Source organism: bacterium (assembly GCA_035527515.1).
Taxonomy (GTDB): Bacteria; B130-G9; B130-G9; order B130-G9; family B130-G9; genus B130-G9.
The window spans coordinates 14,374-38,837 of sequence record DATLAJ010000023.1 but is presented as its reverse complement, the minus strand read 5'-3'; the positions used below and the strand labels follow the sequence as shown (position 1 = coordinate 38,837).

Genomic DNA, 24,464 nt, shown 5'->3' with positions numbered 1-24,464 from the left:
CGGCGATGAGCGCTGCCGCGAATAGCCCTGCTCTGCTGCCGAACAGGCGTCTGCCGAGCGCCCAGACCAGCGGCACTATTGCGGTCCCGAGAAGCGCAGCCCACAGCCTGACCCAGAACTCCGACTGGCCGAGAAGGTCCCAGTAGTGAGCGACAACGAAAGGAAGTGGGGCGGAGGTCGTAAGCGACTGCGGTAGCTGCGCTAGGTTCTTGGAGAGAATAACTGTGGCCGCCTCGTCGTACCAAAGTGAGAGGTGCCCGAGATGATATAGCCTGAGGGCAGCCGCGATGAGCGTGATTAGCAGGAGCGGCAAGCGAGCATTCATTGGCACTTTGGCGTCGGCGCTGGACGCGGTGCGTGCTTGGCGAGGCAGCGGTCTCAAGACGGCGGACCCGCGGAGTACTCTGACTGGCAGCAGCCGGCGCAGGCGGGGAAGATGCCGGCGTCCTTGAGCATCTGGCGAAACCGCATCATTTTGGGGGCAGTCCAAAGCTCTTTCAGGCTGCTCTCGCGCAGGTTGCCCACCCACTGGTTGAAACAGATGAGAACATCTCCGTAGGCGGAGATAAATACCTTCGACCACGGCATATAGCACACGTAACGGGCGAGGTTGAGACGTCCCTTGTGGAAATCGACAAGCTCTTGCCGGGGGATGCCCTGAGGCGAGAGCCGGAGCTGAACTGGGGACGCAGCCGCCCGTTCTTCGAGCGAACGCAGCGTCGAATCGAGCAGCTCTTCGTCCAGCTTCTCCGGGACGGCCGGCGTGTTTGCCCACGCCCGTATCCGGTCAACGTTCTCGAGCCGGGCCAAGCGGCAGTAGAAGTCCAGGGCGCTGTTCATCGTCAGCAGGTTGCAGATGTCGGCGCCGAGCCTATTTGCGAGGTCAAACATGTAGCCAAGGTGGGGAAGGGTCTTGTGCGTTATGACAGTCTTGAGGTTGATCAGCGGGTATCTCTTCCCCCTTCTGTCGCGGTAGTAACGGAGCATTTCCAGCGTCCTTATGGCCTTCGCATAAGAGCCTCTCGTGCCGGTTATTTCGTCGTGCAGGGCCTCGTCACCGTGAATGGAGACTCCGACGAGGATAAGTCCCTTACGGCCAAGTGCGCCCGCGCCTAGCTCCACCAGCCTCCTCGCCTTGTCCTCGTCCACCAAAGTCCCGTTGGTGATGACGTGCGTGGGGTTGCGGGACGAGGCGGCCGTCAGAATGTCCATGATATCATGTCGCACGAACGGCTCGCCGCCGCTGAACGACAGAAGCGAGTATCTCGGGACCTGCTGGATGATGCCCCTGATCTCGTCAAGGCTCAGCTCAACGAGCGTTTTCACGGCCTTGAGATTCTGCTCGAAAAAGTCAGTGAACTGACACATCTCGCATCTCAGGTTGCAGCGATAAGTAACCTCAAAAAACGCCTGAAGCGGCGGGAGCGCCTTCTTCGGCGAGAGGTAGTATGGCAGCTTGGCGTATAGCCCTATGAGCCTGCGATATAGATCGGAATAACTCTTAACTTTCATAGGACCACAGCATCAACCAGGCTCTTGCTAGATGATCACTCGAACAATGTGTTGTTTGCGCCTCGAGCTCTCTTAGCTTTAGGAGCTTTCTTGAACGTAACGTTCGTTCGCTTAAGCGGCGGGCAGTCAACGCCCTTGCCGCACATCAGGTCCTCAACGGTGAGTATCTGGATACGGGGATAGCGCTTCTGCCAGGTTGGCGACTCATAGAAGCCAGCACTCAGCGCCTCGTCCGTCATGCCCTTGGTAGGCCGCAACATCGTGATCAGCACGCCGATTTGGGCGCCCTCTCGCTCAACCACACCGCGCAGGTCCCGAATGTGTGAGACGGTTACTTGCCCGGCCTTCACCGAGAAGATAATCTGTTTGGTCTTGCCGGCCCTTGCCTCGTCGTGAAAGTAGAGCCGCCCGTCGATGCCCCTGTCAGCACCCTTTTTCTCCTCCACGGGCCTTGCCCCAACCAGGCCGAGCGCCCACCACTGAAACTGATACGGGTTCTCCTTCGCAAGCGCCATCGCGCCCGAAATGGAGACCGGCTCGCCGATGACCTGATAGTCAACCTCGTCGCCAAACGTATCGCGAAGACGATATTTGATCAGAGTAACCGCCAAATGCGTTATGTCGATTCCTATCCAACGTCGATTCAGGCGTTGTGCCGCCGCAACGGTTGTCCCGCACCCACAGAACGGGTCCAGCACCACATCGCCCTCGTTACTGCTCGCCTTGATAACGCGCTCGAGAAGCGACTCAGGCTTCTGTGTCGGATACCCGAGGCGTTCTCTGCCAGTTTTCGTCATCCTGATGTCCGTCCAGATATTCTGGACGGGCTTGCCTTTTCGCTCATCAAGAAACGACTTCACGTAGGGCCTCCCACGCGAACTGTAGTAGATACGGCCCTCGGACTCTAGAAGGTCGATCTTCTCCTGGCTGAAACGCCAGTGGGTGCCTTTCGGAGGCTCCAGGAGTTTTCCTCGAAAGACACGTGGGGGCCCAGGGCCCGCGGCGGTCATCGTATTGGCCCAGAAGAGCCGCCCCCTCTTCTCATCTTCATAGCGATATCGCTCTTTGACGTAATCCTCACCGTACGGGATGAACTGTGTCTGCCATTGATACCGATCCGTCTTGGTGTAGAAGAGAAGTATATCAGCAACACGTCCCCATCTACGAGCGTCGCTATGTGCCCCGGTTCGCTGCCACACTACCTCGTTGCGGAAGTTCTTGGGGCCGAATACGGCGTCCATCAGAAGCCTCAGGTAATGGCCAGCCGTCGGATCGCAGTGCAAATAGACGCTGCCGGTTGGCCTCAGGACCCGATGTAGCTCAACGAGGCGCGGCGCCATCATCGTTACGTAGGCCATCATGTCGCTGCTGCCAAGAAGCCTCCTGAAAGCCTGCATCGCCTCCGATACGCTACCTCCCGCCTCAGCTACGTCCTCGTAGGTTTCGGCAGCCTGAAGGTCCCAGTGCCAGGTATCCTTGAAAGCCCTTATCTGCGCGGCCGAGTCGGTCCCGTTCTTTTCGGCAAAGAGCACGTTGTAGGTCTGGTTACTGTTGAACGGCGGGTCAAGATAGATCAGGTCAACGGACTCGCCTTTCACGTGCAGCCTTAGAACGTCCAGATTGTCGCCGTAGTAAAGGAGATTCTGTCCCTGCACCGTCCCCATCTCACGTCTCAAGCGTTATCCGTCTCAGCGCACTTCGAAAGACTCGTCATAGCCCACGTATCTTGTCATATCATAGCGCAAAATACCAATGTCAAGTGCTTTCTCAGGCTTATCTGCATGGGACGAATATCGTTGTTTTAGGCAGATGTTGATTGTGGACGTATCCCCACCCTTCCGCTACACAGAGGAGTTTAAGCTCCCAGTCGATGCATACCCGGCGGCCTAGCGTCCACCAGCAATAGCCCCGGCTGCGCAGCAAGGCGTCCAGCACATCCCGTATCTTCTGGTCCCCGTGCGTGGAGTAGGTTATCGTCATGATGGTTGGTTTAACGCAATCCATCGTTATTACCTCGCGGCCGTAGGTATCAGTGTATGTGAACACCTCACAGTCTGGCGGGTCCAGCTCTCGGTTGACGGGGCACATCGGGTAAAACACTGCGCCGGTATCGCTCAGTATCGAGCGAATCAGAGCTTCTAGCTCCACACCCTTGACCGATATGTTGCACGAGCGTTCGACAGAGTCGTCTGCGCTCCCAGCAAACAACAGACCCTGGCTCGCAATCAGAACCGCCAAGACCGCCAGTATCCACAAACAGTGCCTTCCTCTCATCTCTGTTTCTCCGTTTCCGAATTGATTAGCTGGTCAAGCTCGCTCCGTTTGAACCGCAGCCGCCCCGCATATCGATGAACGAATTTCTGGGGAATAATCCCCAATCGAATATGCCGATAGAGCACCTTGACATTTGACAATCCCAAGTGTTCGGTCGCCTGACTAGAGTTGATCCATACTTCATGTCGATCCACATTCTTCATTCTGAGTGCCTATCTATATACTAATATGGTTCCTGTGGTATTCAATGTCAAGTGCTTTAGGTGTCACGTTGCGAACAGGACTTCTCCGTTCATCTGCTCGGGAATCTCAAGCCCAAGCATCTTGAGCACAGTGGGAGCGATGTCTGCAAGCTTCCCCCGCTCAATTAGAGGTCCGCAATCATCGCCCACCACCACACATGGAACCGGGTTTGTGGTGTGCGCCGTGTGAGGTGAGTTGGTCTGCTTGTCCCACATCTTCTCCGCGTTGCCGTGGTCAGCCGTGATGATCGCACATCCGCCGACCGAGAGCGTCGCCTTGACCACCTCGCCAACACACTCGTCAACGACCTCCACCGCCTTGACCGCCGCGGCCATGACGCCCGTGTGTCCGACCATGTCGGCGTTGGCGAAGTTCACGACCACAAAGGCATATTGCCGCGATAGTATGTGATTGATTACGATGTCCTTCACCTCGTAGGCGCTCATCTCGGGCTTAAGATCGTAAGTCGGAACAGAAGGTGAGGGGATTAATGCCCTGTCCTCGTGCTCAAAAGGCTCCTCAACACCACCGTTGAAGAAAAACGTCACATGGGCATACTTCTCCGTCTCCGCCGTATGAAACTGCTTCTTGCCGGCCGCCTCGATCTCAGCTCCCAAGACACGCTCGAGCTTCTGAGCCGGAAACGCAACGCCCACAATCCCCACCTCGTTGAACTCCTCCTTGTAATCAGTCATGCAGACGAAGCTCGAGAGCTTCGGGAACCGTTCCCGCTCAAACCGATCAAAGCCGGCATCGATGAGCGCCGCCGTTATCTCCCTCGCCCTGTCTGCCCTGAAATTGGCAAAAGCACAGACGTCGCCGTCTCGCATTGTGCCCACCGGCTCGCCATTACTATCAACGATGACGGTCGGGAGCAGGAACTCATCCACCTCGCCCCGGCCGTAGCCAAGCCGAACCGCTTCCTCCGCACTCGAGGCGGTCAACCCCTTGCCGAGAACCATCGCGTTGTAGGCCTTCTCTACCCGCGCCCAACGGTTGTCGCGGTCCATTCCATAATACCGGCCCCCGACGCTCGCAATCCTGGCATCCTCGTACCCCTTCAAACACCGCTGGGTCTGCTCAATGAACTTGAGAGCGCTCTGAGGCGGCGTGTCGCGACCATCCAGAAAACAGTGCACAAACACCTGTCCTACGCCTCGCTCCTTGAACAGCTTGATCAGGGCGTGAAGGTGATCTATATGCGCATGAACGCCGCCATCCGAGAGCAGCCCCAATATGTGAACCGGCGAGCTGTTCTCCTTGGCCTTCTCGGCCGACTGAACGAGCGCCTCGTTCTCGAAGAATGACCCGTCGCGTATCGCTTTGGATATCCGCACGAGCTCCTGATAGACGATTCTGCCAGTGCCGAGATTCAGATGGCCTACCTCGGAGTTGCCCATCTGGCCTTCTGGGAGGCCCACGGCCTCGCCCGATGCCTGCAACGTCGTGCATGGGTATTCCCTGCAAAGCCGGTCGAAGTTGGGCGTGTTGGCCTGATACACGGCGTTATACTCCTTCACGTCGCTCAGACCCCAACCATCCATAATTACCACAACCGCTAGCTTCTTTCGCTGCATCCCTCTCCCCTGACAGCATCAAGTTAGATTTTCGGCCACAATAGCATACCCGCCGACCATGTTCCAACATAGGTTGTAGGACTTAGGTTGGTTCGGAGAGGGGGGGATTCGAACCCCCGAGACGGTATTCGCCGCCTACACGATTTCCAATCGTGCTCCTTCGGCCTCTCGGACACCTCTCCCAAATGAGCTCAACCACCGAAAGACCCTGGATGATAGGTCTCCGACCGCGGTATCGAGCACGCGCGTCCAAATACTTGGCGGAGAGAGAGGGATTCGAACCCCCGGTGCGGTTTAAGCCGCACAGCCGATTTCGAGTCGGCCCCGTTCGACCTCTCCGGCATCTCTCCACAACCAAAAGTAAGCCATTGAGAAAACCCCTGCAACTGGTTTCGGCGTCTGCATCAATCCCAACACCAGACCACAGTAAGCGCAGAACTTGCTCAAACGCTTCGCTCGCATATAATCTTAGACGCTATCGCTTAGCGAAAAGAGCTTTGCTTTAGGCCTCAGGGCCGGCAGGTTAGTCGAGGATTTCGCCGCAATGAACGCTCAAGGATGCTCAGTCTGGTGAATACGAAGTTGGGCAAGAGGGCCGGCAGGTCAAGCGCTCAGACCCCGTTTGGCAAGCAGCAAGGTTTGATAAACCGGCCGGTCTTGGTTTGGGGTCTTTTGGCCATATATTGTGGGCTGGTGTTCATCGGCTCGTCCATCTCTAACGTGCCCGAGGAGCTTGGCGAGGTCCCTGACTACGTCCTGCACTTCTTTGAGTATTTCATAATGGGCCTCTTGGCCAACATGGCCTTCAGAACAAAGCCGCTTCTGTTCAGCGTCAAGATGGCGTCTATCATCGCCGCTCTTTTCTGTCTCACCTACGGCGTGAGCGATGAGTTTCACCAATACTTCGTGCAGGGCAGATTCGCGAGTCTCTCGGACATAGGCTCGGACCTCGCCGGGGCGGCCGTCGCCCAGCTCGTTGCCCTTCTCATCTGGCGTGTCAGGACACCCAGAAAGAGACGCGAGCGTTGAAGGTCCTGCTCGTCCAAGCCTACTTGGGCCGCCTCGAGCCTCCCATATTCCCAGCGGGGCTTAACGCGCTGGGACGTTATCTTGCCCTGACAACCAAACACAGCATCTCGGTGCTCGACATGAACGTCGAAGAGGACCCATACCGAGCACTTGATCAGGCCCTTCTCGAGCAAGGTCCGGACGTGGTCGGGCTCTCTTTGCGAAACGTCGATACAACGCAATACCGAGACCGCTTCTACTACTTCGCCGAGGTCCCCAAGACAGTCAAGGCCATAAAACATAAGAGGCCGAGCTTGCCTTTAGTAATGGGCGGGCCGGGCTTTTCAATCTATGCTCGTGAGATTATGCAGGCCGTAGATGCCATTGACTTCGGGGTGGTCTCCGAGGGTGAGCGAACATTTGCCTCGCTTCTCGAGAGCCTCGATGACCCGCGCTCTGTCCCCGGGATTCTCTTCCGCAAAAACGGACTGATCGAAAGCACCGGCCCCGGAGAGCTGTTCGACCTATCCGGCTATCCGAACGAGGCGCCGTTCGTTGTATCTCCCAAGCCATATCTGGAGGTCCCATTCTCCATGGGAGTGGAGAGCTCCCGCGGCTGCGCACAGAAGTGCACTTATTGCGTATATCCTTTCCTGAACGGGCCCGGGGTGAGGCTGAGAGAGCCAATGAAGGTCGTTGACGAGGTCAAGACGCTGATTGAGCAGCATGGGCTCAAGACGTTCCAGTTCATCGCCCCGGTCTTCAATATCCCTCCCGCTCACTGTGAGGCGATTTGCAGTGAGATGGTCCGGCGTGGCCTCGGCAGGAGAGCGCGTTGGATCGCGTGGTTCTCGGAGCGTTTCCTGAGCAAGGAACAGTGGGACCTTGCGCTCGAGGCGGGGTGTGCGGAGTTTGCGTTTTCCCCGGACGCTCTGACTGACTCGGTTCTGGCCAAAATGGGGAAGGTCTCCAGGCAGAAAGATATTGAGAGGACTTTCCAGATGGCCCAACAGGACGCCCGCGCCTCAGTTTCCTACAATTTTTTCATAAGCCCCCCTGGTGAGAGGTGGAGTGATTTTTTCAAGCTGCTCAGGTTTTTCGTAGGCTCGAAGCTCAAGCTGCGCTCTCGTTGTAGGGTTTTTGCGAGTTACATTAGGATTGAGCCGCACACCGCAGTTCACAAGGTTGCGGTCCGTGAGGGGGTATTGTCGGCGGATGATGTGCTTCTGCCGGCGACGCAGAGCGGGTTAAGGCGCTTGTTTTACATGAACAAGCAGACGAGGCTTTGGGGAAATCTCTTCGGCGCAATCTACGCCTTCAAGAAAATGTTGAGGCGTTTGCTTGGGAGGGAGACTGGTGTCTGACCGGGCAAAGCTTGAGCTTGAGATTGCTCGTTTGGCCGAGGAGATAGCGCAGCTCTTCGTTTCGAGGCAACTCACGCTGGCGGTTGCTGAGTCATGCACCGGCGGCCTGATTGCACACTCGTTGACGAATGTGCCCGGCAGTTCACGGTTTTTCCTGGCTGGCCTCTGCGTCTATGGCGTTGAGGCAAAGGTGAACGTGCTCGGTGTGCCTCGCGAGCTCATTCAGCGGCACAGCGTGGTCAGCCCCGAGGTGGCAAAAAGGATGGCCGAGCGAGTGATGCAGTTGTGCGGCTCTGACGTGGGTTTGGGCACGACGGGGCTTGCGGGCCCGGCGACGGGGACAGAGAAGCTAGAAGTGGGCACAGTGTTTATAGCCACGGCGACCAAGACGGCGACCGTGGCGCATCGGTTCCACTACCACTCAGACCGCGTCGGGACGAAGCTATCTGCCGCCATCGACGCGCTGTGCTTGATTCGCTACGCTGTCCTCAAGTAGGATTGCATCGACTGGGGGCGTCAGCTGGTTGCACAGAAAGGCAAAAGATGGGTAGGCGATGTCGGGCGTTGCCGCTGCTTTGAAGATAGCGGAGGATAAACCATGAAGCTGCGCGTGTTGGGCTGCTATGGAGGCGTTACTCAATATCATAGGGTAACCGGCTTTCTCGTCAACGACCACATCCTCCTGGATGCTGGCTCGGCCGCTGAGTCGCTTCCCCTCGAGGCGCAAAGGCGCATCGACGCCGCGGTAATCAGCCACTCGCATCTCGATCACTGCGCCAGCCTCGCTTTCTTGACGGACAACATCTTTGCTGACGCCAAGGCGCCTCTTAGGATCATAGCGACTTTGGAGACCGCCGACGCAATTCAGCGCCATCTCCTCAACGGCACCATGTGGCCTGACTTCACGGCCATCAAGCGGACTGGAAGTTCGGTGGCGGTGATTGAGACCCTCAGGCCCGGGGAGCCCAAGAGGGTCGGCGAGCTCGTCGTAACCCCCTTCAGCGTCGAACACAGCGTTCCGACGGTTGGCTTCGTCATCTCTGAGGGCAGAAACGCTATGCTCTACTCCGCCGATACGCGAGAGATCGGCCCCATCATCCAACGCGCTCGCGAAACCGAGAACCTAAAGCTCGTGCTCATCGAGGCATCCTTCCCCAACAAGTTGAGGGAGTTGGCCAGCAAGACCGGTCATCTCGTCCCGGAGCAGCTTGAGGGTCTTGTCTCGTTGGTTGGGAAGGATGTTCCTATACGATTGTTCCACATGAAGCCCGGTTACGTGGAGCGGATTGCGAGGGAGGCTGCTGCGCTCGGTGGGGACGTAGCACTACTTGAACAGGGCGAGGTCATTGAGTTCTGACAAGGGGCCATGCAAGGTGCGATACGGGAACGTGAGCGGCGTAGAGGTGTTTATCGGTCATGTGGTTTAAGAAACGAAAGGGCATCCAAAGGCCAGCCCAGGGCACGAAGATCGAGATGCCCGATGGGATGTGGCTCAAGTGCCCCGGCTGCGGCGAGATCGTTTATAGGCGAGAGGTTCAAGATAACCTCAAGGTCTGCCCCAAGTGCAACTACCACTTCAAGCTCACCGCCACGGAACGCTGCCACCTCATCTTTGACAACGGTGAATACACCGAGGTTGACGCGGAGCTTTATCCGACCGACCCACTGAAGTTCGTGGACAGCAAGAAATACAGGGACCGGCTCAGGGAAAATCAGGCCAAGACCAACATGGCAGATGCCGTCCTGAATGCTCGAGGCAAGATAGGAGGATTGCCGGTGATGGTCTCAGCGATGGACTTCAGGTTCATGGGGGGCAGTATGGGCTCGGTCGTAGGCGAGAAGGTTACACGAGGCTTCGAGCGAGCCGGCAAGAAAAACATCCCCATGATCACCATCGCAAGCACCGGAGGTGCAAGGATGCAGGAGGGCATGCTCTCCCTGATGCAAATGGCCAAGACATCCCAGGCAGCGGCAAGGTTCGGCCTAACGGGCAACCTCTTCATCTCGGTTCTGGCCGATCCATCAACAGCCGGCGTCATGGCCTCCTTCGCAATGCTTGGAGATATAATTGTCGCGGAGCCAAAGGCGCTGGTCGGCTTCGCGGGGCCACGCGTGATAAAGGAGACCATCGGCGAGGAGCTCCCGGAAGGCTTCCAGAGCGCGGAGTTCGTCCAGGAACATGGCTTTATCGACATCGTAGTGGAACGCAAACGCCTCAAACAAGTGCTTGGGGACTTGCTCACGTTCTTCGCGCCGGACCAAAGGGTGAGTCCCGACGAAGGAGCGAAAGAGGCCGCTCCGACCGCACAAAAAGTCCCCGCAACCCCAAAGCAGACGATTGAGCTGCCAGATTAGAACCCCAAGGCTAATCCATCCCAAGGGGCGTTTGGGCTGGGCGCGGGACATCTCTTTCGCTTGTCTAACGCTGGTTTCATTCCTGTTCCTATGCCCTCAGGCCCGCGCACAGGAAAAGATCTTCTCGGCGGCAGAAGAGACACAGAAGAAACTGATGGAAATGGTCAAGAAAGAGGACACCGTCCAGGTCTATGCGGTCCACCAGCACTATGACGCCAAAACGGGCGTCGCAACGCTCGAGGGCGACGTCGATATCCGCTTCGGCGAGATCAGGCTGCGAGCCGACAAGATAACCTTCAACAGGCAAACCATGGAGACCGTAGCGACCGGCAACATCATCCTTGAGTACCAGAAGAGTAGGATCGTCGGGGACAAGCTCGAGATGAACCTCGGAACGCGCCTCGGGAAGGTGTATTCGGCGGAGGCATACCTGGAGCCGTCATACTTCCTCAAGGCCCGCGAGCTTGACCGCTTCAAGCTCGACAGATATAGAGTATATGACGCGACGTTTTCGTCCTGCTCGCAAGAGGTGCCGGATTGGTCCTTCAAGATGAAGCGTGCGACCATCCATGTCGATAAGTACATCTACCTGCGCCGCGGCTCGATGTGGGTCAAGAAGTTCCCGGTGGCCTATCTGCCCTACTGGATATATCCGATCACGCCCGCGAGGACGACGGGATTCTTGATGCCCGAGGTCGGTAGCAGCTCGCTCTTGGGCAACTTCGTGAAGACCTCGTTCTTCTGGGCGACGACAGAGAACACGGACGCAACGTTTTCACTGGAGTGCTACGACGAGGGGACCTGCGCGCAGTCGCTAGAGTTCCGGTATGTGCTCTCGCCCACGTCGGGCGGCAACTTCTACGCCTACCATGCCTCCAAGAGGCCAGGCGAAGAGCCGGAGGAGACCACCACCATATTCAACAACCCCTCCGAGCGCTGGCGGCTCAAGTGGCAGCACACCCAAGACCTCAGCAAGGGCTTCAAGGCGACGGCGAACATCAACTACATCAGCGACAAGCAGTTTGGCGAGGATTATATATGGAACATCTATAACCGCCCCCAGGAGATCGTCTCGGAGGTCTCCTTGATCAAGAGCTGGTCGCAATACTACTTTTCAGCGAACGTGAAGCACGTGGAGGGCCTCGACAAAGACACCCACATAGACACCACCCTGCAAAAGCTGCCCGAGATCAGCTTCATGGGCATGAGGCGACCCATATCCCACACGCCTTTGTTCTATCAGTTCTCGCTTCAGGCCTCCCGCCTCACTCAGGAGTCCGGCTTCTGGAGCTACGCCACAGGCGTCGAGGTCCCGATCAAGAGGACGACTAACAGGTTCGATGTCTATCCCCAACTCATCTACCCCTTCAACATTGGCCGGTGGCTTTCGCTCACAGGCCGCGTGGGCCTCCGCACCACTTGGTATATCGATTCGGCGCTTGACCTGTCCGAGCTCGGCGTCGAGGGCCTGGGCAAGGTCAAGACCTACTCGTTCATCGCGGACAATTCGGAGCTCATGACCGGCCGCAAGGACGAAGACATATTCGACAAGGAGCGACCGTTCGAGAGAGTGGTGCGCCACGGCAATGACGTCAGGAGGGAGATATACGACTGTAGCCTGAGCTGTTCCGGGCCCGCTGTCCACAGAATCTTCTCCGTCTCAGGTTGGGGCAACATCGACAAGGTGGAACACCTCATCACGCCCTCTGTGAACTTCGATTATGTCCCCGCCGTCAACCAATCGCTGCTTTGCAGCATCGATCTCTCCGGCGACCGCTCAGGGCGCTACTACGACCTTACTTACGATGGCATGGATTATATCGGCATGATAACCCCCGGCCTGTGGGGAAGAAGCGCCACGACATACTCGCTCACTAACCGCCTCAGGGCCAAGATCGTGAAACCCGGCGACGATGGGCAGCCCAAGACCACATATCGAGACCTCCTCGAGCTCACTTTCCGACAGAGCTACGACTTCCGACAGGCAATGATTCTCAAAAAAGCCGAGCTCAACCCATACCGGATTGACTATAGCCCCTTCTCCGACGTTATGGCGTCAATGACTATGCGGCCGACCGAGACGCTCGATGCTAACCTCCAACTCAACTACAATCCGCACAAAAATCGCATCTCCAACTACACGCTAGCAGCCAACTACAATAAACAAAGCTGGCATGCATCGCTCCGCTACCGCTGCATCGACCTGTTCCGTCCGAGCACCGTTACGAGCTACGACGATAGTTCCTATGCCGACACCCGCTACCTCACCGCTGAGCTCGGATGTGCGCCTCACCCGAAGTGGGAGCTGAACACGACCGTCAACTACAACATTGCTGACAACCTCTTCAACCAGAACAACTACACCGTGGTGTATCACTCCCAGTGCTGGTCGCTCATGTTCTTTGCGGGTCAGGAATCAAAGGTAGCGTGGGAATACAAAAACGCCGCTTGGCAGGAGGCAACGCACCGCGACACGCAGTTCTCGTTATCGATAACCCTCAAAAATGTCGGCAGCAGCAAGGTCCCCTTCTTGTAGCGCCCAGCCGCCACGAGGCGATTACACGTCCGCCCAGCAGACATCGCGATCCGTAGCCGCGATCATCCCGTCCCTTCAGCGTGTTCTGATCTGCCGTGGCCAGTATCTCCACGGCCTTCTTAACGTAACCCTTCATCGTTTCTGCCTCGGCGAGCTCCTTCTCAATTGATTGTCGCTTGACAGCCGTGATGCTCCACCTTCTAGTTATCCGCAGATTAAGCAGACAGCCGTCGGCCAAAGCCTATGGTGTCGGACGATTGCCCAGAAGGGCGGAGGCGTGGAGGCAGAAGAGAGCGAGTGGCCTCGTCCACGAAATGTTTGGATGAACCCTGTTGCAGCTTTACATCGCTGATAGATACATGGCAGCTCACATGCAGACATCGCGGTTTGTAGGGGCGCTTCACGAAGCGCCCTTCTATGTTTTGATTTACATTCTTTTTGGGCGGTTCGTGAACCGCCCCTACAACGTCAATTCAACCTCATCTGTGGACAGTTGCGTTCATAATTCATGCTTCCAATGATGTGAAACAAGACGGGCGACATGGGAAATAGCTCGCCCGGCAGCCTGTCGGGGATAGACACTTCCTTGCTGTCCGCCTACGGAGTGGATGACGCAGTCCTGAAAGTGTGGCGCGAGGCGTTCCCGCGGCTGCTGCCGATTCAGTCGCGAGCGGTTGCCGAATTCGACCTGTTTTCTGGCCAGAACTTGCTCATCTTTGCGCCCACGTCGTCCGGCAAGACGTTCGTCGGAGAGATGGCAGCGGTGGCGGCCGCAAGAAAGAACAGACGAGCCTTCTACCTCCTGCCGCTCAAGTCCCTCGCCGAGGAGAAATTCGAGCAATTCCACAAGCGTTACAGCGCCTTGGGCCTCAAGATCGCCGTGTCATCGCGCGACAGAAAGGAGCACGACCGGGCGATCGAGAGGGGCGATTTCGACATCGCGATCATTGTCTTTGAGAAGATGGACTCACTTCTGATCTCGAAGCCGACGCTGCTTGCTGACATTGGCGTTATCATCATCGATGAGATGCAGATGTTGACGGACGCATCGCGCGGGCCGCGGCTCGAGCTTCTCCTGTCAAAGGTGTTGGCGTTCGCGAAGAGGACGCAGATCATCGGGCTGTCGGCGGTTCTCGCGAAGTCGGAGAGCATACGCGACTGGATCGGGGCGAGGCTGCTTCAGGATAACATGCGCCCGGTGGAGCTGCGCAAGGGCGTCTTCTGCAACGGCACGTTCTACTACGTGTTGCACAACGCGGGCACTCAGGGACAGGAGCGCTTCGAGGTCACCTTCTCCGGGTCGATGGGGCATGCTGCACTCAGCCTCGTTGAGCAGCTTGTCGGCCGCGATGAGCAGTGCATCGTCTTCTTGCGGGACAAGACCAGCACCGTAGAAATGGCCAGGATGTTTGCCAAACACACCATGCTGCCGCCTGCCGAGGCAGCGCTTGCCGAGCTTGTGGACCTTGCGGAGGCCTCGCCCTCGACGGAAGTGCTTACCTCGCTTCTATCAAGCGGCGTGGCCTTCCACAACGCGGACTTGGGCTACGCCCAGCGGCGGGCAATTGAGAACGGCTTCAGAAGAGGCGAGATCAGGGCGATTTTCTCCACAACAACCCTCGGCATGGGCATCAACCTTCCCGCCAAGAACGTCATAATCGACCACAAGCGCTGGCAGTTCTCCAAAGAGTTCCAGCAAATGCACCTCATCGATATCAGCAAGGGCGAATACGAGAACCTCGGCGGCCGGGCCGGCAGGCTCTCGCTTGAGCCTGACTTTGGGCGGTCCATCCTGATCACTTCGTCGGAATTCGAGGAGAAGAGGCTAAAGGACATCTACATCAACGGCGGCTTTGAGGAGGCAACGCCGACTCTCGCCAAGATGCCGCTTGAGGACATCGTCCTGAACCTCTGCGCCTCGCACATCGCCGGCACTGAGCAGGAGCTGGTTGAGTTTCTGCTAAAGACGTTCACGGGTCGGAATCTCTGGGCAAAGGAACAGACGCCAACGCCGCATGCAGCCAGGAACAGATTCCAAAACGTCCTCCACGACTCCCTAGAGTGCCTGCTGGCAAATCGACTGCTGACCCAGGCCGACCGCGGCTCTCTCGCCGCATCGGAGCTCGGCCACCTCGTCGCCAAGTCGTGCATCCTCGCCGAGACCGGGGCCACGCTCTCAGAATGGGCTAGTAAGAACCGAGGCTCAAAACTGTCCCCACTTGAGGCACTCCTTCTTCTTGCTCAGACAAAGGACGCACAGTCCGTTCACGTCCCGCTCGCCCGCTCCGAATGGCAAGATGACCGCTACCTGCACTGGTTGAGAGATGCCGCAACCCTCGAAGGCGTCCTTGAAAGACCCATCGTCGGCAAGCTCATCGACCAAGAGAAGAGGCCATCCTTCGAGCAAACGCGAGCCATCAAACGAGCACTCATCTTGCTGGACTGGATCAGCGAGGTCCCACTCGGCGAGATCGAGCAGAAGTTCTACCAGGCGTGGCCAGGGTTGGTCCAAAATGTGGGCGAGACCGACGCCTGGCTCTGCGAATCGCTGCTTGGAATATGCAGGCTTCTTAACTGGCCGGCCACGGCCCTCGAGGACTTCTCTTCGCTGGCCAAGCGGCTTAAGTTTGGGCTCCTCGACGACGCAATACCACTTTATGAACATATCACGGCTCATTGCACGCGTGCCATTGCCAGAAAGCTCGTTGACGGCGGCATAACGTCAGTCCAAAAAATCAGGGCAGCGTCGTTCGAGCGGCTATCGGAGCTAATCGGGCATCACACGGCCAAAAACCTCGCCTCAGCGCTGCACCTGAAGTCGCCGAAACCTGCCACGAAAGGCTCCGCATCGTCCGTTGAACGTCCCCGCGTGGCTGCCTCGAGCGATCAGATGCGCCGGGCGAGCACGCACGGTCTGATCATCGATACCCGGAACCTGTCCGTAACCTTCAGGGGCACCGAGATAACGCTTACGCGCAAGTGCTTCAATCTCCTTCTGGTGCTCGCAAGACACGCGCCCAATTTCGTCCACAAGGAGATCATATACCAGGCGCTCTGGGGACAGAGCCACCCCGATTCCTATCCCTACGAGAAGCAGATCAGCGACCACAAGACGAGGCTGAAGAAAGCCTTCGTGGAAGCTGCGAAACGCTCAACAGCCATCTCTGAACAAGAGGTCAAGGACCTCCTCGTCGCCAAGTATGGAGTCGGCTACCGGCTCGCCCTCCCGCAGGAGAACATACAAATCATTGAATAACCCGATCTCATCCGCGTCCGTTAACGCGGCCTCCGAAGCGTTCTTGGTCGTCCACTGGATTGCATTGTTAGAATCAGATACTCCTAAATCGCCTTTTCTAATCGCTCCGCTAACCAGATCTTGATGACTGATTGTCGAGTCACACCCAGACGCTTTGCCTCCTTATCCAATAGGCGGATCATCCATATAGGGAAATCGACATTTACCCTTTTCTGTTCTTGTCCAGGTCTCCTCGCTTTTGACAAATCGAGGTATTCAGAAACATCCTTGCCTTCATCAAATCGCTTATCAAGTTCATCAGCTTTCATAAAGATCAACCTCCTCCTTCCGAGAACATCGCACGGAAATAATCCTCGTCTTCTCGCCCCTATACGTAATAATTCCTGACCAGTGCCTTCCTAGAATCTTCCCGATCACCAAGCAACTTGCCTCGTCGCTCGTTTTTATAGGAACCTCAATTAAATCAGTGTCATCCCAAAGGGACCGGGCTTCGTAGAAGTCGATCCCATGTTTCTTCTGGTTGCTATCGCTCTTGACTGGGTCGAATTCCAATTCCATTGTATAATTACTATACCTTAATTATACCTGTTGTCAAGCGATCATTTTTTCCGATTCTAAATATGATCAGATTGATCCGTAAAGATGCAGGATGCTGACTTCCTGCCCGTATAAGGCGCTATCAGGTCTCCGGAGGGGATTACTCCGTCTAGCGGCATGAGCATTCGGAGGCAGCGAGGCACTCACAGGCCATCTCTGAACAAGAGGTCAGGGACCTCCTCGTCGCCAAGTATGGCGTCGGCTACCGGCTCGCCCTGCGCCGCGAAAGCATAAAAATCATAGAATAGTCAGAAGCCCCGGGCCAAATCGCCCGGTCGTTGATGATGTCCTACGCTTCGCCCGCGTCCTTGTTGGCGATCCTCTTCACGTCCTCCGATATCCGGAACACGACAATGAGCACCTCAAGCCATATCCGCGCAACTGTCACGTAAACGATGAAAATCAACGGCGAGATGATCAGCACCAAAACGCCTGCGCCGGTTGAGTGCGCGAACGCCACCCCGATGTAAAAGATCGATGCAATTGCTGAGCCAATAATCGCGAGCACAAATAGGAACTTGATTACTCTGGTCGTAATCAGCTCCGAGAATGAAAGGTCAAAAAGCGCCCCAAAGAACCCACGGTGTTGATTCATGCTGTTGCCTCCATTTGCTTGGTTGGTTATTCCACAGTTTGTTGCACAGTCTATATTATGCACGTGTTGTGTCCCGGTCAATGCCTGTTTTTACCCGATGTCCCTTCTATCAAAAGGTCGCTTTGAGGAAAGTGCAGCTGTGAGAACGTTCGCTTGCGCCAGAAGAAATAATCGATTAGCAGCGGCCGGCGGTAGATCAAGTCGTGCAGTCCGCTCTCGCTCATCTTGCGAACCGACTGAACCCGGGCCCTGGCGCGAAGCGTTGACCGGAGCGAGGCGAGCGCGCAGATAAGTGCCTTGGCCAGGGCAAATGCGTGCCGGGGCCTGCCCTTGGCGAAGAAGTAAAAAATGGTCCCCAGGTCCAGAAGAAGCCTCGACGGCAGGACTATGACCAGCGGCCACAGGCAGAAGTTCTTCACCATTAGTCTCCAGCTGTTTCGGTAGTTATAGAACGTCTTGAGAGGGCTGGAGTACGGAAGCGTCCCACCGCCAATGTGATAGGCTATCGCTTGGGGCACAGCTCTCACAGAAAAGCCCATAATATGCATCCGCCAGCAAAGGTCGATCTCCTCCTGATGCGCGAAGAACGCCTCGTCAAAGAGGCCGACGACATCAAGCACCGATCGCCTTAGCATCAAGGCCGCGCCTGAGGCCCAGAAGACCTCGCGCTCCTCGTCGTATTGACCCCGGTCCTTTTCGACCGTGTCGATAATTCGTCCCCTCAAGAATGGCACGCCGAACATGTCCAGGAACCCGCCCGACGAGCCAGCATACTCGAAGCAGCTGGGGTCTTGCGCGGAGAGTATCTTCGGCTGGCATGCCCCGAGCCGCGGATACCTCTGGAACGCGGCGACAAGACGCCTGACACAGTCCGCATCAACGTTTGTATCGTCGTTGACTATGAATATCAGGTCGGACTTCGTCCGCCGGACGCCCTCGTTGCAGCCGGCCGCAAAGCCTATGTTGTGCTCCTGGGGATACACGGCCACGTCGGGGAACCTCTGCTTAACGCGAGCGACAAGACCATCAGAAGGTCTGTTATCAATAATACAGACCTCGTCAGGCGGCACGCTCGATTGCTTCAACGAGGCGACGCACGCCTCAAGGGGAGAGTCCGAGGCATACCGGACGACGATCGCGCAGACGCTCGGGCACTGGCTCATCAGCGGTCATCTTTGGGCCTTGAGGAGCCAACGACCGAGCCTTTTGAAGAGCTCGTCCCGGAGCCTGTGCCGACACGAAGCTGCGCCTCAACCAGCACGCCGGGCGCCACGTTGAGCGAGGGCGTGAATACCTCGCCCAAGAGTTTCCCTTGCCCACTCACATCGATGGCCTTTGTCGCCTTGATTGTGCCTTCTACAATGCCGCTAGAAAGAAGCTCACCAACATTGATTTCGCCCTTCAAGACGCCCGTATCGCCCACAACGAGCGTCCCATCGGAGATAATTGTCCCATCGAATATCCCGTCCAGTCGCACGATGCCGGAGAAGCGGAGCTCGCCCTTGAAGTTCGTGCCCTTGGCCAAGTAAGCATTGAGTTCCGTTTTCGATCCTGTGCCCATGATGTTAGCCCTTCAGTATTGACAAAAGCCTTTCGAGATCGTCTCCCGAATAATACTCGATCAGTATCTTACCGCTGCCTTTCTTGCTAGTTCTGATCACAACCTTCGTGCCCAGTGAGGCACATAGCTGCTCCTCGAGCGCGGCCAGCTCAGGCAATTGCTCGCGCGCGCGACTGGGCCTTCGCTCCGCCATCCGCCCCGCCATCGCCTCCGCCTGCCGAACCGAAAGGCCCCGCGAGATTATCATGTCCGCAAGCGCCCGCTGCGTGCTGCTGTCGCTGACCGCAAGAAGCGCCCGTGCGTGCCCCATCGAGACCTTACTGTCCAGAAGGTCGCTCTTGATGCTCTCCGGCAATGACAGAAGCCGCAGGTAGTTCGTGACGGAGCTCCTGTTCATCCCCACTATCTTTGCTATCTGCGCGTGCGAAAGCCCCGCCTCGTTCAGTAGCTTCTCAAACGCAAATGCGATCTCCAGAGCGTTTAAGTCAGCTCGCTGGATGTTCTCGACAAGCGCTGTCGCCAGAATATCGGAGCGCGACAAGTCCTTTACGATCGCAGGGATGCTGGAGAGCCCCGCCATCTGCGCTGCCCGCCAACGCCGCTCGCCGACTACTATCTCATACCCATCATCCGTTCTCCGAACAACTATCGGCTGAACGACTCCTCTGGCCTTGATGGATTCCGCAAGGTGCGCGAGCTTCTCCTTGTCAAAACGCTGTCTCGGCTGCAGGCTGTTTGGCGTCAGCAAATCAAGAGCGATCTCAACGAGCCCAGGCCGCATCGCCTCTCTACCCGACTCGCCGAGTATCGCCTCTAACCCTCGACCTAGCCGCTTTTCTTGCTTCACTTGTCAGAAACTCCTCTGTTAATTCTAAGAACGCCTGCGAACCTCGCGACGCAACATCATATAGCATGACCGGCTTGCCGTAACCCGGCGCCTCGGCGACACGCACGTTCCGGGGGATCACTGTCGAGAAAACCTTGTCTGGGAAGTGTTTTCTGACATCGGAGGCGACCTCCCTAGAGAGATTAGTCCTGGAATCGAACATCGTTAGCAGAAGCCCTGCTATCTCGATATCAAGGCCTAGCGTCTCCCGAAAGATGCGGACGGCCTCCAGCGTCCTGGACAGACCCTCAAGCGAGTAGTATTCGCACTGTAGCGGAATGATGATGCTGCTGGATGCGCAGATGGCGTTGACGGTGAGCATCCCGAGGGACGGGGGGCAATCGATGATGATATATGAAAACCGCTCGCGGGCAGTTGCTAAAGCCTCCCTAAGCCTAAACACACGCTTCTTATCGTTGACCAGTTCGATTTCTGCGGAGACGAGGTCTGTGTTTGCGGGCAGGACCGCGAGGTTTGTGACTGATGTTGAGCAGATGGCCTTGTGAAGGACTTCGGGCTTTAGAAGAACGTCGAAGACCGTGCTCTCGAGCTTTGCAGGCGTCAGGCCGAGGCTCATCGTCGCGTTTGCCTGGGGGTCCATATCTACAAGGAGTGTCTGCTGCTCAGCGAGAGCGAGGCCAGTGGCGAAGTTGACAGCGGTCGTCGTTTTACCAACGCCGCCCTTCTGATTGACTATTGCAATTGTTCTGCTCACACGCATCCCCGAACAATAGCGCAGATATGTTTCACGTGAAACATATCTCCCAACTGGCTAAGAGACCTCTGTCCGCAGATTACACAGATTACACAGATTAAAGGAAGAGTCGCTCGCAAGCACAGCCGGGCCGTGTGTTCTGAATGCAAGCCATCCTGTTATGGCTTCTTAGGTTGTGCCTCTAATCCGTTCAATCTGTGTAATCTGCGGACTCCCTCATACCATTTATCCACAACTACATAGCGAATCACAACACCAAAACTCTAACAAATCAATCGCTCAGCCAACTCGTCAAAACGATGGTATTCAAAACGAAGCGAACGAACGCCCTCCTCGAGCACGGTCTCTCGCATCTGGGCCGCCCCGTGGGCCAACTGGCCGTAAATGTCGAGCTGAGAATATCGCTCCGTGTGCTGATAGAGAACTACCTGGCCGGAGTCTGAGAGCACACTCCGGACCGCTCGCAGGAGCCTTCTGTTGAGTTTCAGCCCTCTCATGACCACCAGCTCGAACTCTCCTGACGGCTCGCGGGATGATGCGAACTCCAGGAAGCTGGCGCAGACCGGGCTATAGTTCGAGAGGCCTATCTCACGGCTCATCTTCTTAAGAAACGCTACCTTGCTAGGCGAGCTATCGACAGCCACCCAACCCGTCCGAGGCAAGACGATCGCCACCGCAACCGATGGGAATCCGCCTCCTGCACCGATATCGGCACACCATCGCGCCTCATCGACACCCTCCACCATGGAGACTGCGAGCGAATCGACCAACAGTTGCTCAATGATAGCCGACGCGCTCTTGAGGGAAGTCAACGAGGCGCCTCGTCTGTATTTGAGCACCAGCGCCACAAACTTGGCCAGCTTGGATAGCATGGTAGCGTCAAGCTGAAGCCCCATCTGCCCGGCCCGCCTGGATATTAGCTTCTCCGGATTCACAGCTCATATTATTCTGTTGTCAGCAACATTTGTAAACCATCCCTCGGATTATGGAGGGGACTCTGCATTGTAGGTAATGTTGCTCTTATGTCATGGGAACGGCAAAGGATGCCGCGCACGTTATGGTCTGTGACACGCGATGACTTGATGCCTCCTTAATCGCCCGGCGTAAGCGGTGGCAGTGGCATTCCTGTCGATTCTGGCAACGGATATCTGCTGGCTGGCTGGACGAGCGTGATGAGCGCACTCTGTGCATCGCCCCTCCTCATTTCGTTCGGTAGCCGATGTCGTCGCCCTGTGTCTCGGAGGCCGTCGTTGGCGTCTCGAGGCACTCGTTGGGGCCGGCGCTGATGCACCAAACATAAGAGCCCTTCAGCCTTCCGCCCTCGAATGCGCCAACGGAGACAAGATACTTATTCGCCCATGGGTCATCTACAACATACGGCAGATATGGCTGCTTCCAGCCTCGTGTTGAGCTGGCCATTGTGGATTCGGTCGCTACGGGGAAGTAAAACGGGCGTTCCCGCCCATTTTTCACTAGATGGAAGAACATATCGTCGCTGACGGTGCCCCACGTCTCCCAGGCTGGCTCATATAGGTCCGGCATGTCGCCCATGTTCCCATACAGGTAGTCAATGCACGGCTTCCGGTCAGGATCGTCGAACGGCAAGCAGTAGTATGGCCACTCGCCGGTGTCTTCGTGGAAGAGCAAGATTCCCGTTGAAATGTTCCGGCAGTCGCCGAGTGCCCGTGTCCTGATGCCCTCCTCCATATATGTGAACGTGAGGCTATAGAGAATCAAGATCATCCCGCCAGCAGCGGCGATGCCAGCAAGGCGCCACAGGAGCCCCAATCCTCTCTTCCGAAGCCACCAACGCAAGAAGAACAGAGGTATGAGCATCGCGGCGATTAGCACTTTGAGCACCGGGGCGCTAAGGCGCATGATCTCGCCTATTCTCGCTTTCGCTGTCATTGTCTCCGGCGACATCCTACATGGATTCAACATTGGGATTGAGCTCGAAATCCAACCGTCAATATAGAGAAAAGCGCACACAAACAGCAAGATCCCCCAGGGCAGGAGCCAGAGGATGTCGAGCGACCAAAACCTTCGGCTTTTTCGTTTGGCGTCATCCTGATTCATAGGTCTTCTCCATTTTAAAGCCCTGTGCTCAGACTATATGGTAAGCACAGACGATAGCATGGGAATGATGACTGAATCAAGTTGTTTTTCTTGAGGAGTTTTCGTAATTCTATCTTGGAGTGCTTCAGGGCGCCGTTTTTGTTTCAGGGGACTTGACACCGGCTGCGAATCCCCGTATCCCCGCAAGGGGATTAACGTGAGTAGCCGTAGGCGCCGGCCGAAGGCCCAGCCTACGGACCGAAGACAGAAAGAAACATCATCAGCCCTGAGCGGGCTGCACATGACCCTGTGGACGGGCTGTTCGACCCCTTTCAGGGTCGCGAGGATACCGATGTGAACGGATTCCGTAGGTTCCACCTACGGCTACCATTGTGGCCCCCCTTCGGGGAACTAAAACGCAGGATGACGTCAACCCTGATTCCACTTTCTTATCGCCCACAACACCTCCCCACAGCCACAATCCCAGCAAGTGAGCTACGCTTTTGGGGAAAACTCATGTCAACGTAGCAACAGAGGTAACGTCCTCTGCTACTCTGCGAAGCTACGAAGCACGAGCCCGACACAGCCTTTCGTCCTGTTGACCTTGGGCTTCGGAGTTGCTTGATCAGATGCTGCGGCGCATATAGTGTTATATCGTTGAATGATAGACCTTTGATTGGGGAGCGAAATGCGTAGGGCAAGGGTTCTGGTCTGGCTCAAAAAGGACGTTCTTGACACTCAGGGGCGAACGATAAACGAGGCGCTGCACGGGCTTGGATATGATCTGGTCGAGGACGTTCGGCAGGGCAAGGCGTTCGACATCAAGCTGGATGACGATGGCGTGGATGATGAGGGGTTAGTTGCGGTTCTGTCCGAGATGTCGAGGCGGTTGTTGTCCAATCCTGTGATCGAGGACTACAGGATAGAGCTCTTGGAATGAGGTTGTTTGCTCTCTCAGTCGTCTTCCGTCGGCGGAGAGTGCCCTTAGTTGGTCCATTTAAGAGGTGTCCCAGTTGTCTTTCAGGTTTGGAATCGTAGTTTTTCCTGGAACTAACTGCGACCTCGACACGAAGGCGGCGCTCGAGGCGCTCGGCGCAGAGAGCGAGTTTGTGTGGCACACTGCAACTCGGCTGGATGGTTTTGAATGCGTGATTGTGCCGGGGGGTTTTGCCCATGGGGACTACCTGCGAACGGGCGCGATTGCGGCCTTCTCTCCCATAATCCCGGCCATGAGGCGGCACATAGAGGCTGGTGGCCTCGTGATCGGGATATGTAACGGGTTCCAGGTGCTTTTAGAGATGGGCGTTCTGCCGGGCGCGATGATGCGGAATCGGAGCCTTCGCTTTATATGTCGCTTCGTCCACGTGTTGGTCGAGCAGGTCGATACGCCCTTCACTAGGAACTGCGCCCCCAAGCAGGTCCTGCGCATGCCAATCAGCCATTTCGAGGGCAACTACTACATCGATGAGGCGGGATTGAATCGCCTTGTGCAGAACAATCAGATTGTGCTGAGGTATTGTGATGCTGAGGGCAACTGCACGCCCGAGTCGAATCCTAATGGCGCAACGTTTAACATCGCAGGAATATGCAACGCAAGTCGCAACGTTTTCGGCCTAATGCCACATCCGGAGCGCGCCTCGGAGGCGCTTCTGGGTTCGGCTGATGGCAGGCTGATCTTTGAGTCGATAGCAGGGCTTGTTTCGGGGCGTTCAATTGGCCAAGCGGGATGATATGACCGAACGTATGAAGGGAGGGGCTTGGAGGCTGTCTAATAAGTCGATTTCAACGGGGATGGCGCAGCGGGGTATGCCACATGTAGGGGCAGGCCTTGTGTCTGCCCGAATATATAGATGGGCGGAGACAAGCCCCGCCCCTACACAACCTCAGACCCTACTTATTGGACAGCCTCCAAGCACCGCCCCTACGTTGA

At 56.6% G+C, this 24,464-nt stretch carries 23 protein-coding genes and 2 tRNA genes; 9 read left to right on the top strand and 16 right to left on the bottom strand.

Annotation, left to right across the window (positions count from 1 at the left end; all coding sequences use genetic code 11):
* The 7 genes from VM163_01530 to VM163_01500 all read right to left on the bottom strand — a co-directional run.
* A partial coding sequence (locus tag VM163_01530) for a glycosyltransferase family 39 protein (protein HUT02556.1) occupies positions 1 to 325 on the bottom strand: 325 nt, incomplete at its 3' end.
* Positions 326 to 378: 53 nt separating this feature from the next.
* A complete protein-coding gene (locus VM163_01525; GenBank protein HUT02555.1) occupies positions 379 to 1,512 on the bottom strand; it encodes a radical SAM protein in 1,134 nt (377 codons plus the stop codon).
* Positions 1,513 to 1,547: 35 nt separating this feature from the next.
* Positions 1,548 to 3,176, bottom strand: coding sequence for a DNA methyltransferase (locus tag VM163_01520; GenBank protein ID HUT02554.1), 1,629 nt, complete (start codon positions 3,174 to 3,176; stop codon positions 1,548 to 1,550).
* 109 nt (positions 3,177 to 3,285) lie between these two features.
* Positions 3,286 to 3,786: a hypothetical protein gene (locus VM163_01515; protein ID HUT02553.1), complete on the bottom strand. Its 501-nt coding sequence runs from the start codon at positions 3,784 to 3,786 to the stop codon at positions 3,286 to 3,288.
* Positions 3,787 to 4,052: 266 nt separating this feature from the next.
* On the bottom strand, positions 4,053 to 5,606 hold the full coding sequence (gene gpmI / locus VM163_01510; GenBank protein HUT02552.1) for a 2,3-bisphosphoglycerate-independent phosphoglycerate mutase: 1,554 nt from the start codon (positions 5,604 to 5,606) through the stop codon (positions 4,053 to 4,055).
* A 93-nt stretch (positions 5,607 to 5,699) separates the two neighbouring features.
* A tRNA-Ser gene (locus tag VM163_01505) sits at positions 5,700 to 5,788 on the bottom strand.
* Positions 5,789 to 5,864: 76 nt separating this feature from the next.
* A tRNA-Ser gene (locus VM163_01500) sits at positions 5,865 to 5,956 on the bottom strand.
* Between the two features lie 220 nt (positions 5,957 to 6,176).
* Between VM163_01500 and VM163_01495 the strand changes: the two genes are divergently transcribed.
* From VM163_01495 to VM163_01465, 7 genes are all read left to right on the top strand, one after another.
* The gene (locus VM163_01495; protein HUT02551.1) at positions 6,177 to 6,635 is read left to right on the top strand and encodes a VanZ family protein; all 459 of its coding nucleotides are present in this window, start codon (positions 6,177 to 6,179) and stop codon (positions 6,633 to 6,635) included.
* Positions 6,632 to 7,978 carry a cobalamin-dependent protein gene (locus VM163_01490; GenBank protein HUT02550.1) on the top strand — a complete coding sequence of 449 codons (1,347 nt, stop codon included), beginning with the start codon at positions 6,632 to 6,634 and terminating at the stop codon, positions 7,976 to 7,978. The genes VM163_01495 and VM163_01490 overlap by 4 nt, the downstream gene beginning before the upstream one ends.
* Positions 7,971 to 8,474, top strand: coding sequence for a CinA family protein (locus tag VM163_01485; GenBank protein ID HUT02549.1), 504 nt, complete (start codon positions 7,971 to 7,973; stop codon positions 8,472 to 8,474). Before VM163_01490 ends, VM163_01485 begins: the two co-directional genes overlap by 8 nt.
* 102 nt (positions 8,475 to 8,576) lie before the next feature.
* A complete protein-coding gene (locus VM163_01480) occupies positions 8,577 to 9,335 on the top strand; it encodes a 3',5'-cyclic-nucleotide phosphodiesterase (GenBank protein HUT02548.1) in 759 nt (252 codons plus the stop codon).
* A gap of 59 nt (positions 9,336 to 9,394) precedes the next feature.
* The gene (accD, locus tag VM163_01475; GenBank protein ID HUT02547.1) at positions 9,395 to 10,333 is read left to right on the top strand and encodes an acetyl-CoA carboxylase, carboxyltransferase subunit beta; all 939 of its coding nucleotides are present in this window, start codon (positions 9,395 to 9,397) and stop codon (positions 10,331 to 10,333) included.
* A 154-nt stretch (positions 10,334 to 10,487) separates the two neighbouring features.
* Positions 10,488 to 12,869, top strand: coding sequence for an LPS assembly protein LptD (gene lptD, locus VM163_01470; GenBank protein ID HUT02546.1), 2,382 nt, complete (start codon positions 10,488 to 10,490; stop codon positions 12,867 to 12,869).
* A gap of 541 nt (positions 12,870 to 13,410) precedes the next feature.
* Positions 13,411 to 16,125: a DEAD/DEAH box helicase gene (locus VM163_01465; GenBank protein ID HUT02545.1), complete on the top strand. Its 2,715-nt coding sequence runs from the start codon at positions 13,411 to 13,413 to the stop codon at positions 16,123 to 16,125.
* Positions 16,126 to 16,208: 83 nt separating this feature from the next.
* On the opposite strand, the gene VM163_01460 is transcribed toward VM163_01465, so the two are convergent.
* From VM163_01460 to VM163_01420, 9 genes are all read right to left on the bottom strand, one after another.
* Positions 16,209 to 16,433, bottom strand: coding sequence for a CopG family antitoxin (locus VM163_01460; GenBank protein HUT02544.1), 225 nt, complete (start codon positions 16,431 to 16,433; stop codon positions 16,209 to 16,211).
* Positions 16,423 to 16,683 (bottom strand): BrnT family toxin, encoded by a 261-nt coding sequence (locus VM163_01455; GenBank protein ID HUT02543.1) that lies wholly within the window; start codon positions 16,681 to 16,683, stop codon positions 16,423 to 16,425. Before VM163_01455 ends, VM163_01460 begins: the two co-directional genes overlap by 11 nt.
* A 328-nt stretch (positions 16,684 to 17,011) precedes the next feature.
* Positions 17,012 to 17,317: a DUF4282 domain-containing protein gene (locus VM163_01450; GenBank protein HUT02542.1), complete on the bottom strand. Its 306-nt coding sequence runs from the start codon at positions 17,315 to 17,317 to the stop codon at positions 17,012 to 17,014.
* Positions 17,318 to 17,394: 77 nt separating this feature from the next.
* Positions 17,395 to 18,480, bottom strand: coding sequence for a glycosyltransferase family 2 protein (locus VM163_01445; protein ID HUT02541.1), 1,086 nt, complete (start codon positions 18,478 to 18,480; stop codon positions 17,395 to 17,397).
* Complete coding sequence (locus VM163_01440; GenBank protein ID HUT02540.1) at positions 18,480 to 18,878, bottom strand: polymer-forming cytoskeletal protein; 399 nt, start codon at positions 18,876 to 18,878, stop codon at positions 18,480 to 18,482. The genes VM163_01445 and VM163_01440 overlap by 1 nt, the downstream gene beginning before the upstream one ends.
* Positions 18,879 to 18,882: 4 nt before the next feature.
* Complete coding sequence (locus tag VM163_01435; protein ID HUT02539.1) at positions 18,883 to 19,725, bottom strand: ParB/RepB/Spo0J family partition protein; 843 nt, start codon at positions 19,723 to 19,725, stop codon at positions 18,883 to 18,885.
* Positions 19,667 to 20,479 carry a ParA family protein gene (locus VM163_01430; protein HUT02538.1) on the bottom strand — a complete coding sequence of 271 codons (813 nt, stop codon included), beginning with the start codon at positions 20,477 to 20,479 and terminating at the stop codon, positions 19,667 to 19,669. The genes VM163_01435 and VM163_01430 overlap by 59 nt, the downstream gene beginning before the upstream one ends.
* A 263-nt stretch (positions 20,480 to 20,742) precedes the next feature.
* Positions 20,743 to 21,375, bottom strand: a complete 633-nt coding sequence (locus VM163_01425; GenBank protein HUT02537.1) for an RsmG family class I SAM-dependent methyltransferase — start codon at positions 21,373 to 21,375, stop codon at positions 20,743 to 20,745.
* A gap of 304 nt (positions 21,376 to 21,679) precedes the next feature.
* Entirely contained in the window at positions 21,680 to 22,555 is an 876-nt protein-coding gene (locus tag VM163_01420) for a hypothetical protein (protein ID HUT02536.1), read from the bottom strand.
* 667 nt (positions 22,556 to 23,222) lie between these two features.
* On the opposite strand from VM163_01420, the gene purS reads away from it, so the two are divergent.
* Both purS and purQ read left to right on the top strand, forming a co-directional pair.
* The gene (purS, locus tag VM163_01415) at positions 23,223 to 23,474 is read left to right on the top strand and encodes a phosphoribosylformylglycinamidine synthase subunit PurS (protein HUT02535.1); all 252 of its coding nucleotides are present in this window, start codon (positions 23,223 to 23,225) and stop codon (positions 23,472 to 23,474) included.
* Between the two features lie 73 nt (positions 23,475 to 23,547).
* Positions 23,548 to 24,264, top strand: coding sequence for a phosphoribosylformylglycinamidine synthase subunit PurQ (gene purQ / locus VM163_01410; protein ID HUT02534.1), 717 nt, complete (start codon positions 23,548 to 23,550; stop codon positions 24,262 to 24,264).
* Positions 24,265 to 24,464: the final 200 nt, after the last annotated feature.

Coding starts and splice junctions, on each gene's coding strand:
- accD (HUT02547.1), top strand. CDS start 9,395: ATGTGGTTTAAGAAACGAAAGGGCATCCAAAGGCCAGCCCAGGGCACG.
- purS (HUT02535.1), top strand. CDS start 23,223: ATGCGTAGGGCAAGGGTTCTGGTCTGGCTCAAAAAGGACGTTCTTGAC.
- VM163_01420 (HUT02536.1), bottom strand. CDS start 22,555: ATGAATCAGGATGACGCCAAACGAAAAAGCCGAAGGTTTTGGTCGCTC.
- VM163_01520 (HUT02554.1), bottom strand. CDS start 3,176: ATGGGGACGGTGCAGGGACAGAATCTCCTTTACTACGGCGACAATCTG.
- VM163_01440 (HUT02540.1), bottom strand. CDS start 18,878: ATGGGCACAGGATCGAAAACGGAACTCAATGCTTACTTGGCCAAGGGC.
- VM163_01445 (HUT02541.1), bottom strand. CDS start 18,480: ATGAGCCAGTGCCCGAGCGTCTGCGCGATCGTCGTCCGGTATGCCTCG.
- VM163_01515 (HUT02553.1), bottom strand. CDS start 3,786: ATGAGAGGAAGGCACTGTTTGTGGATACTGGCGGTCTTGGCGGTTCTG.
- gpmI (HUT02552.1), bottom strand. CDS start 5,606: ATGCAGCGAAAGAAGCTAGCGGTTGTGGTAATTATGGATGGTTGGGGT.
- VM163_01465 (HUT02545.1), top strand. CDS start 13,411: ATGGGAAATAGCTCGCCCGGCAGCCTGTCGGGGATAGACACTTCCTTG.
- VM163_01525 (HUT02555.1), bottom strand. CDS start 1,512: ATGAAAGTTAAGAGTTATTCCGATCTATATCGCAGGCTCATAGGGCTA.
- VM163_01480 (HUT02548.1), top strand. CDS start 8,577: ATGAAGCTGCGCGTGTTGGGCTGCTATGGAGGCGTTACTCAATATCAT.
- VM163_01460 (HUT02544.1), bottom strand. CDS start 16,433: ATGAAAGCTGATGAACTTGATAAGCGATTTGATGAAGGCAAGGATGTT.
- VM163_01425 (HUT02537.1), bottom strand. CDS start 21,375: ATGGGGCTTCAGCTTGACGCTACCATGCTATCCAAGCTGGCCAAGTTT.
- VM163_01455 (HUT02543.1), bottom strand. CDS start 16,683: ATGGAATTGGAATTCGACCCAGTCAAGAGCGATAGCAACCAGAAGAAA.
- lptD (HUT02546.1), top strand. CDS start 10,488: ATGGAAATGGTCAAGAAAGAGGACACCGTCCAGGTCTATGCGGTCCAC.
- VM163_01450 (HUT02542.1), bottom strand. CDS start 17,317: ATGAATCAACACCGTGGGTTCTTTGGGGCGCTTTTTGACCTTTCATTC.